This window comes from Bacillus sp. 11C (assembly GCF_055486375.1).
Genome location: NZ_JBUPVZ010000015.1, coordinates 45,859 through 61,765, shown reverse-complemented (window position 1 = coordinate 61,765; position 15,907 = coordinate 45,859). Strand labels below are relative to the sequence as shown.

Below are 15,907 nucleotides of genomic sequence, written 5' to 3'. Positions count from 1 at the left end.
ATTCATTCTTTTTTTTCTGAAAAACACACTTTGTTCCGTCCCGCTTCTTTCGCTTTGTACAACATTTGATCGGCAAGAATCGGCAAAGATTCTGGATGCTCTGTATTATTGGGATAATGAGCAGCCCCCAGTGATATCGTAACTGACAGCTCATCGCCGTTTGTTAATGCAATCGGTGTATCACTGACAGCGCGCCTGATCCGTTCCGCGATTTGGGCTGCTTTATCAAGCGTACAGTTTGGCAGGAGCACGGCAAATTCTTCACCGCCAATCCGTGCGGCAGGATCAGAATTTCGGATGCTCTGCTTCAGCCGTGAACCCAGCTCTTTCAGCACCTGATCACCTTCATGATGTCCGTACTGGTCATTGATGGTTTTGAAATGGTCGATATCTATATAAATCAGTGCGAATTGGAAATGCGGGGTATTGGCCGCCTGTTGATACAGGGCTTGTGAGATTTCTTCAAATTTTCTTCGGTTATAAATGCCTGTTAAAAAGTCAAAGTGCGCCTGAAACTTATATTGTTTAAAAAGAAGATGTGCATTTGTTTCATGATCAATGATATATAAACTGAGCATGCCGCCCGCTAATGAGGTGGCCCAAAAATACAAGTGAAGTTCAAAGGAATGTAAATCTATAAGAAAATAAAAGGAAAAGGAAATCATACTGTTTGTGATCATTAAAAGATAGAAAGCATGTTTTAATTGAACCTTTTTTCTTCTGGAAACAATGAGTGACGGGATGGCAGCGATACAAATGATAATAACCGAGTATATTGCAGATGTGTTCATCGTAATCAGCATGCGGCCTGCGGTAATCATAATCAAAGCCGTTGCCGTTGAAACCCATCCTCCATAAAGAGCGGCCATCATAATAGGGATATTTCGAAGATCAATGATTGAATGCTGATAGTTCAATCCGAAAAACATCAGAATAACCCCGAGCAAACCGCAGGCCAGTCCTTTAACAGCTTGGAAGGGCATGCTGTCTTTTTTATGCACTAACCTTTCTTTAAACAGGTGGGTGAAGAGATAATTAAATGTGATTAAAATGGTCAAGTTTACAAACAGTTCTTTCAGCAAATGTTATCACCTTTATATAAGGTACTAAAGATGGAAGAGAAAGAAAAGAACAAAAAAGGGATTATATAAGGTTTTTTTACTGGAATCATAAGCTGGAATAATTCGCACTTGACCTATCGGAATTAGTGTAATATAGTAAAAAAGAAAATTTGAAGGGAGAGTTTACCTGCTTTGGAGACTTTACTAGTCGTATTACACGTATTTATTTTATTGTTACTTATCTTAGGGCTTTTTGCTATGCAGAAAAAACACGTTTCCTTCTCCAAACGTGTATTTACTGCGCTGGGGCTGGGGATTGTATTCGGATTTGCGCTTCAGCTGATTTACGGCCCGACTTCAAATATAGTCATTCAAACAGCCGACTGGTTTAATATTGCCGGGGGCGGATATGTCAAATTGCTTCAAATGGTTGTTATGCCGCTCGTCTTTATTTCAATTCTCGGTGCATTTACAAAGCTGAAGCTGACAAAAAATCTTGGGAAAATCAGCGGTTTAATTATCGGGATTTTAGTTGCAACAACAGCTGTAGCTGCAGCTGTCGGTATTGCGTCCGCGCTCTCTTTTGATTTGCAGGCGATCCAAGTCGACCAAGGAGATACTGAACTTTCACGGGGGCAGGAGCTTGAGCAGAAATCAGAGGATATGGCAGCGAAAACATTGCCGCAGCAGATTGTTGAACTGCTGCCGGGAAACCCGTTTTTAGATTTTACAGGAGCTAGACCGACTTCAACGATCGCTGTCGTGATTTTTGCTGCTTTCCTTGGAATGGCATTCCTCGGCGTAAAACGTAAACAGCCGGAACAGGCAGAAACATTTAAAAAGCTGGTTGATGCCGTTTATGCCATTGTCATGCGTGTCGTCACCCTCATTTTGCGCCTGACGCCTTATGGAGTGTTGGCGATTATGACCAAAACGATCGCGACGAGTGATATTGACAGCATTTTAAAACTAGGTATGTTTGTGATTGCTTCGTATACCGCGTTAATCGCAATGTTTATCATTCATTTGCTGATGCTGACGCTCAGCGGCTTGAACCCGATCGTTTATTTGAAAAAAGCGCTCCCTGTACTTATATTTGCATTTACATCACGATCCAGCGCGGGTGCTTTGCCACTGAATATTAAAACACAGAGAAGCTTGGGTGTGTCGGAAGGAATCGCTAACTTTGCAGGTTCGTTCGGTCTTTCGATTGGCCAAAATGGATGCGCCGGCATTTATCCTGCGATGCTGGCGATGATGATTGCCCCGACGATCGGCCAGAATCCGTTTGATCCGGTGTTTCTCATCACAGTTATCGCAGTCGTTGCCATCAGCTCCTTCGGTGTTGCCGGAGTTGGCGGCGGAGCGACATTCGCGGCGCTTCTTGTTTTATCATCATTAAATATGCCTGTCGCGCTCGCCGGTTTATTAATCTCAATCGAACCGTTAATCGACATGGGGCGTACTGCTTTGAATGTCAGCGGCAGTATGACATCAGGTCTTATTACGAGTAAGATCACAAAGGAAATTGATTCAAATGTATTCAATGATCAATCCAGAGTGATTGAAGCTGAAGAAGCGTAACAGCGTGTAACCCGCTTCGTTTTGATGTTCATTTCAATAAAAGACCCATGAACCCTGTAATGTAAAGGTTTCATGGGTTCTTTTTTATGCTTTTATTCCACTGTGCAAATGTAACTGGGTTCAGAAGGATTTCCTCTTGACCATGATCAATACATTCTTGAAGAGGCTTTCGGCGATATGTTGTGATTTCTAAATTTTGGCCACGAATGAAAGAAAAGCGCCTGACTGTGGTAAATACATGGCCTCATTATTTTTCTTTTAACATTGAATACTTTCGATATGCTTTATAGAAACTGATGCCAAACAAAACAACCATAAGGGCAGGGAGCAATTTCAAAAGGGCAAATGGAGTTTCAAATAAAAATGCTTTCCAAAATAACGCTCCTTTCATACGCCAAAGACCTTCATGATATATTCCCGAATCCTTGTAATACGTATAAGAATAAGCTAAACACAGCATACCGAACCAAAATGGATAATTCATCAATCTTTTATAATAATGACTCTTTGATTGGCGATCCGAGAAGATTTCCTTATGATCATCTCCTTCTTTTTGCCAATATCGTATTCCAGTAAGCCAAAACCCCTTTATATAGTTCCAACCGAAATCCTCATATATCCCTTTGTATTCGACCAACTTTTTCTTAGGCAAATCATCTTGACAATCCAGTCGCATCACATATCTCTTGTCAGTTTTTTCGAAAGTGTATATGCCTAATCCACTAATATTGGTACAACGATAACCCTTTTGTAATTGCTCGTTCAGCCATTGCTCCTCTTTTTCAATATCAAAAAACATCTTAATTTTCTTCATTCGATTCACTTCCTTCGTACAGGGATAAAATATGCAATAACCTGTTTTGTTCCATTTTCAAAATGGTGCTTCCTTCCGCAGTGATCATATAAACTTTTCTCCGGCCTGACTCTCCAACAGGTTCAATCCAACCATGCTTATTCAAGTTTTCAATCGCACCGTATAGTGTACCGGCTGCTAACATAACAGTCCCGTTACTTATCTTTTCTATTTTCTGCATTACGGCATAGCCATGGAGTGGTTCACGCAGAGCTAATAAAATATAATGCATCGTTTCAGACAACGGTAATAATTTATGTTTCATACCCTCACCCTCTCTTCAGTTCAACTATATAGTTCAACTTAATAACAACATAATACAGTTCAACTGCATAGTCAACACATTTTCAAAAAGTAAAAAACTTGATAATAAGGGGGATTCAATCTAAAAAGTCGCTTTCCTTACGTAAGGGAAAGCGACTTTTTGTATGAATTATTTAGCGGGCATATGTATATTTTGATTCAATGATGAAAATTTAGAATGCGATTGAAGTGGCGCAGTTTTTCATCAGAAACAGGACTTCCAACGCCAAGTGAATATTATATGTGGAGTGTTGAAGCAAGAAACAACATAAAAAGGGACAGATTATTAATGAAACTCAGACGCGTTATATCGGCAGTAACAGTGTTAACTAGTGTTCTTGCTTCACTTTTTTGATGTGGGGAGTAACATCAATCGATAAAGATTGCTTTGGATTCAGTGGCAGCATAAATAAAAAACCCTTCAAACGTTCATTTCACGCAAGAAGGATTTTTTAATGCTACCAATTGTACTCCAAAACAGGCAGAAAAATAAAAAACAAGAAAAATGAAAAGCAAAATTAACCATTTGAACCATTGTGCAATTCACCTTGGATGACACGTTTTTTTAACGGCCCGGTTCTAAGTCCTCCAGGATTCCCATCATGGTGTTATCATCCATAACGTTCATTGCGCTTTGGTCAAAATGAACGGGTTCAGCATAATGAGACTGTCTTTTTTTCGCAGCTGACTCGGTTTGACTCGTTTGAGACTGTGTGTGCTGGTGCTGTGTTTTTTGCTGTTCGGCATGCTGATGCTGCCGGCCATTTTGTTGCTGGCTTTGATGTTGTGAACGTTCCTGTTTATCGCCGCCGCCCAATACTTGTTTGACCATGTTTCCTACATTAGAAGCATCAAACATCTTATTATCAGAATTCCGTCTGTTCATTTGTCCTGTGATAAACCCGCTGAATCTTTTGCGGATCTGAGGCGATAAAGCAGCAATAAGCATAGTTGAGCCTATCACCAATGCTGTGGGACTGATTCCTTTTCGCTGATTGAACAACATAATCCCTCCTTCTTAGTGTATTCATATTTTCCCCCTCATTAGACAAATTAACCGTTTTATTTCCCGGGAAAGCTTTTCCTTCAGATTTACATGCATATTTAAAGCTATTTAGAAAAACCTATAAGTAAAGTGATAAAGGAGGAATTCACATGCTTGGAAAAAAACAAGTCCTTGCGTCCATGCTTCTTGTCCCTTTGCTTATGACTGGCTGCGGTATGGCCAATCAGGGTGAGGGCAGACGAGATAATGCAAATCCAGAAAACGTTAACTACCGCAATCCAGTGAACGATAACGGCAGAGGAAATATTAACGATGTCAATAACAATCGTGACAATGTCGATAATAATGTAACCGATAATGTTAACGATAACGGCAATAACAATGGTAATGAGAATCAACAATTAGAAGTTGCTGACGATGCTGCTGATAAAATTTCTGATATGAAAGAAGTAGAGCAAGCAAATGTGATCGTTGCAGGAAATCAAGCGTATGTTGCAGTTGTATTGAAAAATGGAAAAGAAGATGTTGGACAGGATCTGAAAAAGAAAATTTCCGATAAAGTAAAAGACACTGATAAAAATATGGATAATGTTTATGTTTCTGCCAATCCAGACTTTGTTGACCGAATGCAGGGATATGGCGATCGGATTCAAAATGGCGATCCGATTGCAGGATTCTTCGATGAATTCAGTAAAACTGTACAGCGTATATTCCCGCAAGCTGAATAAGAATGAACAAAGCAGCCGCACAATTTGTGCGGCTTTTTTGGCGTTAATGGCACACCGCAAACTCTTGCTGCATAGAGTGAAAATAAAAGGTACAAGACGGACCGGCTCAGGGAGGGAGACGTTTGCGGGGTGGCATAGAAAAGCGTGCGGCATCCGCTCTATTCCTGTGCGGAGTCCTTGTGATGCTGGCTGTAAGCTCGGCCATCGTATCCAGCACGTTGTATATACTGTCTTTGCCAGGGCAGGCATCTGGTATAACGAAAGAACAAGTGACGAAGCACATGAAGAAAGAGTCATTCAAACAAGCCGATATTTATTACACTTCCAAGGAAAAGTCCATACTGCCATTAACGAAAGAAACGCTTGAATATGCGGTCAGTATTAATCGGATAATGATTGGATATTCGAATCAAAAGCCTGTTGATATTATTTTTTTTCCTAATGAAAAACAGATGGAGGATTACTCAGGTTTATTGGATGTCGTTGGTTTTTATTCTGAACGGGAGCAGCTGATCGGTTTGTTGCCTGAAGAAAAAAAGAAGCTTTTAGAAGGTGACGAGGTAGCGGTTTATTTGTATCAGAGATTGTTGATCCATGAATATACGCACCATGCGTTTCACCACAAATTGAAGGAGCTTGATGCAGATCCTGCTGAGTTTCCGTTATGGTTTCATGAAGGGTTAAGCGAGTGGATGGCGAACTATGAATTGCTCATAGATCCGGTCACGTTTTCTGTCGTGCCCTTTGACCGTTTGCAGACAGATCAAGACTGGCAGGAAGCACGAGTCGAATATGACACTGATGTCTATTTGCAAAGCTTTTATATGATCAATGAGCTGACGGACAAATACGGGGAAGGCGTTATCTCAAAAATGATAAAGGAAACGGCAAAGAAAGGAGACTTTACAGAAGGGTTTAAATCGGCAACAAAGGAAAGTCTTGATCAATTTGAAAAAGACTTTAAGAAAACATTTGATGAAAACAGTGAGGCATTGGATAGATCCTATCCAATGCCTTTGTTATTAATGAAGTCCTTGTTGGCCCATACCGCCTTGAGTTGGAGGCATTTGTCCTTGTGCCGGAGCAAATGAATTTTTCATTTGTTCCATGTCCTGCGCATCTAGCTGAGGAACTTGGTAATAGCCGTGTTTGTTTTGGTATAGGAAAATTTCGAAAGCCATTTCAACATACTGTTGAATCTGCGCTGACAATACGCGTCTGACGGCTGGATTTGTCATTTCCAGAGAAGCCATCGTCAGCATAGAAGCTTGTGCTTTAACAGTGCAAAGCATTTGTCGGCTGATAATGCTGTCATCAATATCATTCATGGATTGAACAGGTTTTTTAGGCTGTGACGGCTGCATGCCGTAAACAGTCTGATTGTCTTCCTTCATCATATAAGTTGCTGTTTTTTGTGAAGGCTCGTTTCCTGTTTTAAAGCATTCAGCAGTTAAGTTATATTGAGACGCAATGAATTGATGTTGTCGATCAAGGATGTTTACTAATTCCTGATCCTTACAAAATTGTTTCAGCATCGTAAACTGGTCAAGGACATTAAGTGTTCCTGAAAGCACCTCGTGCATATCAAACATTTCATGTCCGCCGTGGTTTTTATGCGGTTTGCCAGGGATGCCTTTGTTCATTTGGGATTGCTGCTGCTGATTTAACTGATCCAAACCGAATTCCTCCTTTTTTTTCAGATCAGCTGTATTTTGTATCAGTCTGCCGCGTTTTATGCAGAAGCCTGAAAGGAATTATATGGTGCCTGTCGAAATGATAAGCTGTAATGTGTTTATTAAGGGAGGAAAAATGATGAGGCGTATTCTGCATATAGTGTTAGTCGCGGCATTGATGTTCTTAAATGTGATGTACACGTGCGAAGCTGTAAAGGCGGCTGATCCGCAACATCCTATATCGGTTGATATGGCGGTACAGCAAAAAGAAGGACAGGCGCTTGTTGAAGGATATGCTGTCGGCCAGGCTGTTTCCCCGCAGCGGTATAAACTGACAAGCCCTTTTTCAAATGATTATAATGTTGCGCTGGCAGACAGTAAAAACGAGACATCGCCGGAACACATCCTTCCTGTGCAAATCCCCTCCGATTTTAGGAGCCAATTTGGGCTGCAAACCAATCCGCTTCTTCTTGGAAAAAAGATAACTGTTCAAGGACAGCTTGAAGAATATTTTAACACGACAGGACTTAAGAACCTTCAGTCGATGAACTTAACTGATGACATGAAAACGCCGCCGGCTGAACAGCTGGTGACGATAAATGAAGCGCGGGGACGGCTGAATAAAGAAGTAACAATAAAAGGGATCGTCACTGCTGATCAAAGCGCGGTCGGCGGCGGGAAGCTGTCGACCTTTATGCAGGATGAAACCGGAGGCATTAACATTTATTCGTCTTCCCCTGAACTGTTTCCCGAGTTAAAAGAAGGCATGGATATCACGGTAAAAGGAAAAATCACGACATACCAAGGGCTGACAGAAATCGTTCCAAACTCATCAGGCATCAAAATCAACCAGTCAAACCAATCTCTCCCCGCTCCTATACATTCAACAATCAATGAACTGGTTAACAGCAGTCTGGGTGATCAGTTTGAAGGCCGGATTGTGACACTAAAAGCGTTTGTTTCCTCAATTCCAAATTCTCCAGCCGGCGGCGGCTATAATGTAACGATGATTGATGGAGACCACCATGCTATGATGCTTCGGGTTATGAATGAAACAGGGGCCATAGGCGAACTTGATGAGGGAAAATGGTATGAATTTACCGGTGTGTTAAGCAGGTACCAATCCCTTCAGCTGCTTCCGCGAAAATCGTCTGACCTGAAGCTGCTCGAAGAACAGCCAGCTCCTCCGTCTGCGGAGGGTGAATATGAAGGTATTGTTGATCGGGTTGTTGACGGTGATACCATTCATCTCAAATCTCCGATACTTGGAACGACAAAAATCCGGTTTGTAAATGTAGATACACCTGAAACGTATCACACACCAAAAAATGAAGCAGACGAAAATCAATTAAGGTTTGGCAAAAAAGCATCTGACTATCTAAAAACAATTTTGTCTCCGGGAGATGACATTACTGTTAAAGTCGGAAGTGAAGCCAAGGACAGCTATGGCAGACTTCTCGGGCAGGTCATAACAAAGTCGGGTTCAAATGTGAACTTAGAGCTTGTCAAAAATGGCTATGCCCCGACGTATTTTATTTGGCCTGTAGACAATGAAGAGGATTATCAGCAGTTTCAGGCTGCCGGAGCCGCTGCGAAAAAAGCACAAAAAGGATTATGGAATGAAAACGACCCCCTTATGGAAATGCCGTTTGAGTTTAGAGCCAGAGAGCAGGGGAAAGGCCTGACAAGATATGTGGGAGATTCGTCAAATAAAACGTATGTGGAGCCGGCTGAATGGAAGCGGGTGGCTGTGGAAAACAGAATTTTCTTCGCCTCAGCAAGTGAAGCGGAAAGTGCAGGATATAAAAAGAGGCAAACGGCACCGCAAGAACATGTGTCGCTTAGCATTCTCAGTATGAACGACTTGCATGGCAAGATTGATCAGCAATATGAGCTTGATCTTGATGGAAACGGAACTGCAGACGGCGTCTTTGGACGCATGGACTATGCGGCTGCATATTTGAAAGAAAAAAAGGCTGAAAAGAAAAACACGCTGATTGTTCACGCTGGTGATATGATCGGAGGCAGCTCTCCAGTTTCATCTCTTCTACAAGATGAACCAACTGTAGAATTGATGGAGGATATCGGATTTGATGTCGGAACTGTCGGCAATCATGAGTTCGATGAAGGTGCGGATGAACTGCTGAGGATTTTAAACGGCGGAGATCACCCGAAAGGCACAAGCGGATATGATGGACAGAACTTTCCCCTTGTGTGCGCAAATTGTAAGATGAAATCGACTGGAGAGCCCTTTTTGCCGGCATATGACATCATAAATGTGGAGGGCATACCGGTTGCTTTTATCGGGGTTGTCACACAGTCGGCAGCGGGTATGGTCATGCCTGAGGGAATAAAAAACATCGAATTTACCGATGAAGTGACAGCGGTGAATGAGGCGGCCGAAGAGCTGAAGAAAAAAGGCGTGAAGGCCATCGCGGTTCTCGCACATATGTCAGCTGAACAAAATGGCACTGCAATTACAGGTGAATCAGCAGATTTAGCAAACAAAACAGATTCTGAAATAGATGTGATTTTTGCAGCGCATAATCACAAGATTGTTAACGGCGAAGTGAACGGAAAACTGATCGTTCAGGCTTTTGAATATGGAAAAGCGATAGGTGTTGTTGATGTAGAGATCGATAAAACGACAAAAGACATTGTGAAAAAGTCGGCGGAAATCGAATATGTCGATCAGAGTAAAATAGAACCGGATCCAAGCACCTCAGCTATTTTAAATAAATATCAAACACTAGCCGAACCGATTATCAGTGAGGTTGTCGGTGAAGCGGCTATTGACATGGAAGGCGGTTATTCGAATGACGGGGACACGCCTCTTGGAAATCTGATTGCGGATGGCATGAGAGCGGCCATGAAAACGGATTTTGCCCTTATGAATGGCGGCGGAATACGGGAAGCGCTGAAGAAGGGCCCCATTACGTGGGGAGATCTTTATAATATCCAGCCTTTCGGTAATGTGTTAACGAAGCTTGAGATTAAGGGAAAAGATTTAAGAAAGATTATCAATGCGCAAATCTCGCCGGTTTTTGGGCCTGACTACAGCATCAGCGGGTTTACGTATACGTGGGATAAAGAAACCGGAAAAGCTGTCGAGATGAAAATGGCAGATGGCGCCGAGATTCAGCCTGATGCGACATACACACTGACCGTTAATAATTTTATGGCGACGGCGACAGGGACCAAATATCAGCTAATCGGATCGCATGGGAAAAATCCTGTGACAGGGCCCGAGGATTTGGACGCGACAGTTGAGTACGTAAAAAGCTTTGATGAGCCTATTTCTTATACAAAAGAGGGAAGAATTAAGCTTGCTGAAGCCAGTGACATTGAAGTTCCAGTAACAGAAAACCCAGTAACTGAAGAGCCGGGAGCTGACCCGGTAACAGAGCAGCCCGTTAAAGTGGACCCAGAGCCTGGGGAAGATCAGACTGATATAAAAGAGACTCCGGGTACTGTACCCGTTCATCAGCTTCCGCCTTCTGCCATTTTGAGAATCGGCGAAATACCGAAAAAAAACGCTGATACTGACGTCAGTATCAGCACATTGCCAATACAAAACGGGACTGCAAAAAGTGGGTTCGATCATCAGCTTCCGGATACATCAGCGGGCTACTATAACTTTATCGTGATCGGTGCGGCGGCGGCACTGTCGGGAACTTATCTATATGTCAGAAGAAAAAGGAGCGCCTCCAAAACGTGAAAAAGGTTATTCCACTCGTCATCATTGCGGCCGGCCTAGTGATCGCAGGCTATGGTGGCCTTAAATTGATCGATACCAATATGAAGACCGAACAGACATTAAAAGAAGCGAAACTGGCGGCTGAAAAGCAGCGGGTAGCTTCGCGCGAGAAAAAAAGCGCTGTTCAAGCAGAGAACAAAGCATCATTTAAGCCTGAGACCGGACAAGCGAGCGGCATTTTGGAGATACCCAAAATTAAGGCTGAGCTTCCGATCGTGGAGGGCACCGATGCAGATGATTTAGAAAAAGGTGTCGGGCATTACAAGGATAGCTATTATCCTGATGAAAACGGGCAAATTGTACTGTCGGGACATCGGGATACCGTGTTTCGCCGGACGGGAGAGCTGGAAAAGGGGGACAGGCTTCGTATTTTCCTGTCATATGGCGATTTCACGTATGAAATAGTAAAAACAAAAATTGTCGATAAAGACGACACATCCATTATTACGCTCCAGCATGAAAAAGAGGAACTCATTCTGACGACCTGCTATCCGTTTTCATATATCGGCAATGCCCCGAAACGCTATATCATATATGGAAAACGGGTTACTTAAAAGCCGCGGCGATGCCTGCGGCTTAAAAATAAGAGTGGAAAAGGTTTTCTATATCAGCTGGGAAAGGTGCCTCGACAACAATCAGCTCGTCGGTTATTGGGTGAACCGCTTGTACCTTTCTGGCATGCAGCGCCTGTCTGTTTAGCAGCGTGCTTCCGCCTCCGTAAAGCGCATCTCCTGCCAGCGGATGGCCGATGCTCGCCATATGAACACGAATTTGGTGTGTCCTGCCTGTTTCCAGCTCTAACTCAACCAGTGACAGCCGCTTCTTCGCATTGCCGGCAATCACCTTGAAATGAGTGACGGCTGCTTGCCCGCCTGGTGAAACCCGGCGTCTTGTCGGGTGTGATCTGTCTCTGCCGATCGGTGAATCAATTGTCCCTTTTTTTGTCTTTAGCTTTCCTTCAGCGATGGCGGTATACGTGCGTTTCAGCGTCTTTTTCTCTAACTGCTGATCCAGAATGGCGTGTGCCAAACGATGTTTGGCAAAAACGATGGCGCCAGATGTATCCTGGTCAAGGCGGTGGACATGCCGCACCTTGCATGTTTCACCATTCACCTGATAATGGTATGCGATCAAGTTAGCCAATGTGCCGGTTTGGCCATCCTCATTCGGATGTGTCGCTATGCCCGCAGGTTTATTCACGATGAGCATGTGATTGTCCTCAAATAAAATATCAAGTTCTCCATATTCCGGTATGACGGAAGATTCTTCATTTTCCTGAAGATCAATGAACAGGCGGTCTCCCTTTTTTACGGTTATATTGTGTAAGACGGATTCGTGATTGACCTTGATCCGATGATGGGACACCCAGTCTTGAAGCACGGGTTTAGAGGCTTTGAGCGCTGTTTTCAGTACAGAAAACAGCCATTGGCCATCCTGTTTTTCATTGATGAGGAGCTCAAGCCCTCTGCCTTTTTGTTTCATGTCAAATGGCTCCTTTTCGAAGCGGAAGGCCGCGTTTCTCATAGGAAACACTTACCTTAGCATTCGGGTTTTTTTCTGTGCTATTCTTGATTAAGAGTTAGGATATTCGATGGCAAGAAAGGTGATTGACGTGAGAATTGTGAACGCAGCAACTGAAGAACAGGAGAGCTTTATCAAGGAGCTGTCAATGGAGCTTTTCCATGATGTATTTCCTCTTTATTTCTCCGAACTGGACATTCAGCGCTTTAAAAAGAAAGGCGTTCTGTCTTTAAATAACCATTATTACCAAGGAACACTAAAAGAAGCATTTCAAATTATGGCTTGTCTGCAAATGATACATATTATTCTGACAAAGCCTTCACCGCATGCCGATATAAGTAATCAGGCGATTTTTGAGAAAAACAGCAAGATGCTGAATGATTTTGGGATTTATTTTCCGTTTGCTTTTTCTGACTTTCAAACGAAGACAAATCAAGCCTTTTCCGGTCACAGAAGGCTGATATAATACGGCGGCAGGAGCTTTTCCGTTTTCAGAAAAGCTCTTTTTTGCATCAAAGAAATCATATCATAAAACCTTTCCTCTAACTCCCTTTTTAATCAGCGCGTGTCTGAACATACTAATGGGTGAAAGGGGTGCTGACAATGAGTTCAGTTAAAAATACAATGACAACGCAGGTGGCAACCGTTTCTCCGAATCAAACGATTCAGGAAGCGGCTTCTCTCATGAACCAGTATAACGTCGGGGCGATTCCTGTTGTGGATCAAGGTGTTTTAAAAGGAATGCTGACTGACCGCGACATTGCATTAAGAACTACAGCTCACGGCCGAGATGGCCAGACACCCGTTTCAGAAGTGATGTCAACAGACCTCATATCAGGTAATCCTAATATGAGCCTGGAAGACGCGTCGCAGCTGATGGCCCAGCACCAAATCCGCCGCCTTCCTATTGTAGATCAAAACAATCTAGTCGGGATCGTTGCGCTTGGAGACCTGGCAGTCAATCAGATGTCGAACGAGTCTGCGGGAGTAGCGCTGACAAACATTTCTCATCAAAACATTCATTAATAAGAAAGAGCTTGCGGTGTGCAGGCTCTTTCTCACATTAACCCTTACTTTTTGAAAGCAGACACGTTTCGGGGTATAGTGTATACATATGTCTCAATTCGGACTAAAGGAGTTGTACGCAGTGATTAAAGCGTTAATTTTTGATTTTGACGGGCTTATTCTCGATACAGAAACACATGAATATGAAGTCCTTCAGGAAATATTTGAGGAACATGGCTCGGTCCTTCCGCTATCCATCTGGGGAAAGGTCATCGGAACAGCCGCGGGATTTCAGCCTTTTGAATATTTAGAAGAGCAGATCGGCCGAAAGCTGAACCATGAAGAGCTGACAAAACTGAGAAGAGAGCGGTTTACGAAACGCATGGAAACAGAAAAAGCGAGACCGGGTGTCGAAGCGTATTTGAATGCGGCAAAGGATTTAGGCTTAAAAGTAGGCCTTGCCTCCAGCTCTGACTATAAATGGGTGTCCGGCCATTTGAAGCAAATCGGCCTGTTTGATGATTTTGAGGTCATTCAAACGGCGGATGATGTGGAAGAGGTGAAGCCGAATCCAGAGCTGTATGTATTGGCGGCAAAGAACCTTGGGGTATCGCCATCTGAATGTCTGGCGTTCGAGGATTCTGTCAATGGTTCGATTGCTGCGAAAAGGGCGGGGATGAAGTGTGTCATCGTCCCGAATAAAGTGACCGGCACCTTGATGTTTGAAGACTATGATCACAGGCTTGAATCAATGGCGGAGATGGAGCTCGCCCTATTGCTTGATTCACTGAACGCACAACACTAAAAAGGAGCGAGTAAATTGTCTGAGAAATTAGATTTGAGCCGTTTTGAAAAGAAAATGGCCATTCGCAATATCGAAGAGAAAGATATCGACAAGATTATTGATCTTCAAAAGGACTGTTTTCCGGGGATGGACCCTTGGAAGCGGGAGCATTTAATCAGCCACTTGGAGCATTTTCCCGAAGGGCAGTTTTGTGCAGAATTCGAAGGTGAAATAATAGGTTCGTGCTCAAGCCTCCTGATTAATTTTGATGAATATGATGACCGCCATACGTGGCAGGACATTACAGATGACGGTTATATCACCAATCATAATCCTGATGGCTTGAATATGTACGGCATTGAGGTCATGGTTCATCCGGAATACAGACGAATGAAGATCGGCCATCGTTTGTATGAGGCGAGAAAGGACTTGGCCAGACGTTTAAATCTGAAAAGCATTATCATAGGCGGACGGATTCCGAACTTTCACAAATATGCAGATGAAATGACGGCGAGAGAGTATGTTGAGCAGGTGACACGCCACCAAATTTACGATCCGGTCCTTTCTTTTCAGCTGATGAATGGTTTTACCCTTATGCGGATTAACCCGAATTATCTCCCGGACGATACAGCTTCGATCAAGTATGCGACGTTGATGGAATGGAATAATGTCGATTATCTTCCTCAGCAGACAAAACGCTATTATAAATCGGCGTTCCCTGTGAGAATTTGTGTTATCCAATACGAAATGAAGAAAATTTATTCCTTTGAGGAATTTGCCAATCAAGTAGAATACTATGTCGATGTCGCTTCAGACGCGCGATCTGATTTTGCTTTGTTTCCGGAAATTTTCACAACCCAGCTGATGTCTTTCCTTGAGGAACGGTCACCGAGCTTGGCGGTTCAGAGAATTACCGAGTATACAGAAGATTACATCAGCTTATTTACTGATTTGGCTGTGAAGTATAATGTCAACATCATCGGCGGGTCTCATTTTGTCGAAGAGGAAGACAAGATTTACAATATCGCTTACTTGTTCAGACGGGACGGAACGATCGAGAAGCAATACAAACTCCATATTACGCCGAATGAACGCAAATGGTGGGGAATCAGCGCAGGAGACCAGGTTCGCGTGTTTGATACGGACTGCGGAAAAATCGCGATTCAGATCTGTTATGACATAGAATTTCCTGAGCTCGCCAGGATTGCGGCGGATAAAGGCGCAAAAATCATTTTTACGCCATTTTGTACAGAAGATCGCCAAGGATACTTGCGTGTCAGATACTGTTCGCAGGCAAGAGCGGTTGAAAATCAAATTTATACGGTCATCTCCGGGACGGTTGGAAACCTTCCGCAAACGGAAAATATGGATATCCAATACGCTCAGTCAGGCATCTTCGCACCATCCGATTTTGAATTCGCCAGAGACGGCATTGTCGGTGAAACAAATCCGAATATCGAAATGGTCGTCATCGGTGATGTTGATCTTGAAATTCTCAGAAGACAGCGCCAAAACGGTACGGTGCGCCAGCTAAAAGACAGACGGCGTGATATTTATCATATTCAATATAAAAAATAATTCTGAAACCCGCCTCATTGGCGGGTTTTTTATCATAAGCGGAATTGAAACGGT

At 43.2% G+C, this 15,907-nt stretch carries 15 protein-coding genes; 9 read left to right on the top strand and 6 right to left on the bottom strand.

What is annotated here, in order from left to right:
- Positions 1-2 precede the first annotated feature (2 nt).
- Positions 3-1,082 (bottom strand): GGDEF domain-containing protein, encoded by a 1,080-nt coding sequence (locus tag ACY3LV_RS17645; RefSeq protein WP_087993723.1) that lies wholly within the window; start codon positions 1,080-1,082, stop codon positions 3-5.
- 171 nt (positions 1,083-1,253) lie between these two features.
- Between ACY3LV_RS17645 and tcyP the strand changes: the two genes are divergently transcribed.
- Complete coding sequence (gene tcyP, locus ACY3LV_RS17640) at positions 1,254-2,645, top strand: L-cystine transporter TcyP (protein ID WP_202328526.1); 1,392 nt, start codon at positions 1,254-1,256, stop codon at positions 2,643-2,645.
- A gap of 247 nt (positions 2,646-2,892) precedes the next feature.
- Here tcyP and ACY3LV_RS17635 read toward each other — a convergent pair whose 3' ends face one another.
- The 3 genes from ACY3LV_RS17635 to ACY3LV_RS17625 all read right to left on the bottom strand — a co-directional run bounded on the left by ACY3LV_RS17635 (position 2,893) and on the right by ACY3LV_RS17625 (position 4,807).
- The gene (locus tag ACY3LV_RS17635; protein WP_464864253.1) at positions 2,893-3,459 is read right to left on the bottom strand and encodes a DUF2812 domain-containing protein; all 567 of its coding nucleotides are present in this window, start codon (positions 3,457-3,459) and stop codon (positions 2,893-2,895) included.
- Positions 3,446-3,763: a PadR family transcriptional regulator gene (locus ACY3LV_RS17630; protein WP_333518362.1), complete on the bottom strand. Its 318-nt coding sequence runs from the start codon at positions 3,761-3,763 to the stop codon at positions 3,446-3,448. Before ACY3LV_RS17630 ends, ACY3LV_RS17635 begins: the two co-directional genes overlap by 14 nt.
- A gap of 603 nt (positions 3,764-4,366) precedes the next feature.
- Positions 4,367-4,807 (bottom strand): hypothetical protein, encoded by a 441-nt coding sequence (locus ACY3LV_RS17625; RefSeq protein WP_333562221.1) that lies wholly within the window; start codon positions 4,805-4,807, stop codon positions 4,367-4,369.
- A 149-nt stretch (positions 4,808-4,956) separates the two neighbouring features.
- Between ACY3LV_RS17625 and ACY3LV_RS17620 the strand changes: the two genes are divergently transcribed.
- Together ACY3LV_RS17620 and ACY3LV_RS17615 are read left to right on the top strand one after the other, a co-directional pair.
- A complete protein-coding gene (locus tag ACY3LV_RS17620) occupies positions 4,957-5,535 on the top strand; it encodes a YhcN/YlaJ family sporulation lipoprotein (protein ID WP_333562222.1) in 579 nt (192 codons plus the stop codon).
- 122 nt (positions 5,536-5,657) lie between these two features.
- Positions 5,658-6,626, top strand: a complete 969-nt coding sequence (locus tag ACY3LV_RS17615; protein ID WP_464864252.1) for a hypothetical protein — start codon at positions 5,658-5,660, stop codon at positions 6,624-6,626.
- Here the strand turns inward: ACY3LV_RS17615 and ACY3LV_RS17610 are convergent.
- A complete protein-coding gene (locus ACY3LV_RS17610; protein ID WP_148964385.1) occupies positions 6,558-7,211 on the bottom strand; it encodes a spore coat protein in 654 nt (217 codons plus the stop codon). The two genes, ACY3LV_RS17615 and ACY3LV_RS17610, sit on opposite strands and share 69 nt — an antisense overlap.
- A gap of 82 nt (positions 7,212-7,293) precedes the next feature.
- Here ACY3LV_RS17610 and ACY3LV_RS17605 point away from each other — a divergent pair, with 82 nt between their 5' ends.
- Together ACY3LV_RS17605 and srtA are read left to right on the top strand one after the other, a co-directional pair.
- Positions 7,294-10,926 (top strand): 5'-nucleotidase C-terminal domain-containing protein, encoded by a 3,633-nt coding sequence (locus tag ACY3LV_RS17605; protein ID WP_464864251.1) that lies wholly within the window; start codon positions 7,294-7,296, stop codon positions 10,924-10,926.
- Entirely contained in the window at positions 10,923-11,519 is a 597-nt protein-coding gene (gene srtA / locus ACY3LV_RS17600; RefSeq protein WP_333518357.1) for a sortase SrtA, read from the top strand. Before ACY3LV_RS17605 ends, srtA begins: the two co-directional genes overlap by 4 nt.
- A gap of 22 nt (positions 11,520-11,541) precedes the next feature.
- Here the strand turns inward: srtA and ACY3LV_RS17595 are convergent, their stop codons facing one another.
- On the bottom strand, positions 11,542-12,447 hold the full coding sequence (locus ACY3LV_RS17595) for an RluA family pseudouridine synthase (protein ID WP_464864250.1): 906 nt from the start codon (positions 12,445-12,447) through the stop codon (positions 11,542-11,544).
- A 109-nt stretch (positions 12,448-12,556) separates the two neighbouring features.
- On the opposite strand from ACY3LV_RS17595, the gene ACY3LV_RS17590 reads away from it, so the two are divergent.
- From ACY3LV_RS17590 to ACY3LV_RS17575, 4 genes are all read left to right on the top strand, one after another.
- Positions 12,557-12,952: a YhcU family protein gene (locus ACY3LV_RS17590; protein ID WP_464864249.1), complete on the top strand. Its 396-nt coding sequence runs from the start codon at positions 12,557-12,559 to the stop codon at positions 12,950-12,952.
- Between the two features lie 137 nt (positions 12,953-13,089).
- Positions 13,090-13,512 carry a CBS domain-containing protein gene (locus tag ACY3LV_RS17585; protein ID WP_148964390.1) on the top strand — a complete coding sequence of 141 codons (423 nt, stop codon included), beginning with the start codon at positions 13,090-13,092 and terminating at the stop codon, positions 13,510-13,512.
- Positions 13,513-13,633: 121 nt separating this feature from the next.
- Complete coding sequence (locus ACY3LV_RS17580; protein WP_464864248.1) at positions 13,634-14,296, top strand: HAD family hydrolase; 663 nt, start codon at positions 13,634-13,636, stop codon at positions 14,294-14,296.
- A 15-nt stretch (positions 14,297-14,311) separates the two neighbouring features.
- Positions 14,312-15,853, top strand: coding sequence for a GNAT family N-acetyltransferase (locus tag ACY3LV_RS17575; RefSeq protein WP_464864247.1), 1,542 nt, complete (start codon positions 14,312-14,314; stop codon positions 15,851-15,853).
- Positions 15,854-15,907: the final 54 nt, after the last annotated feature.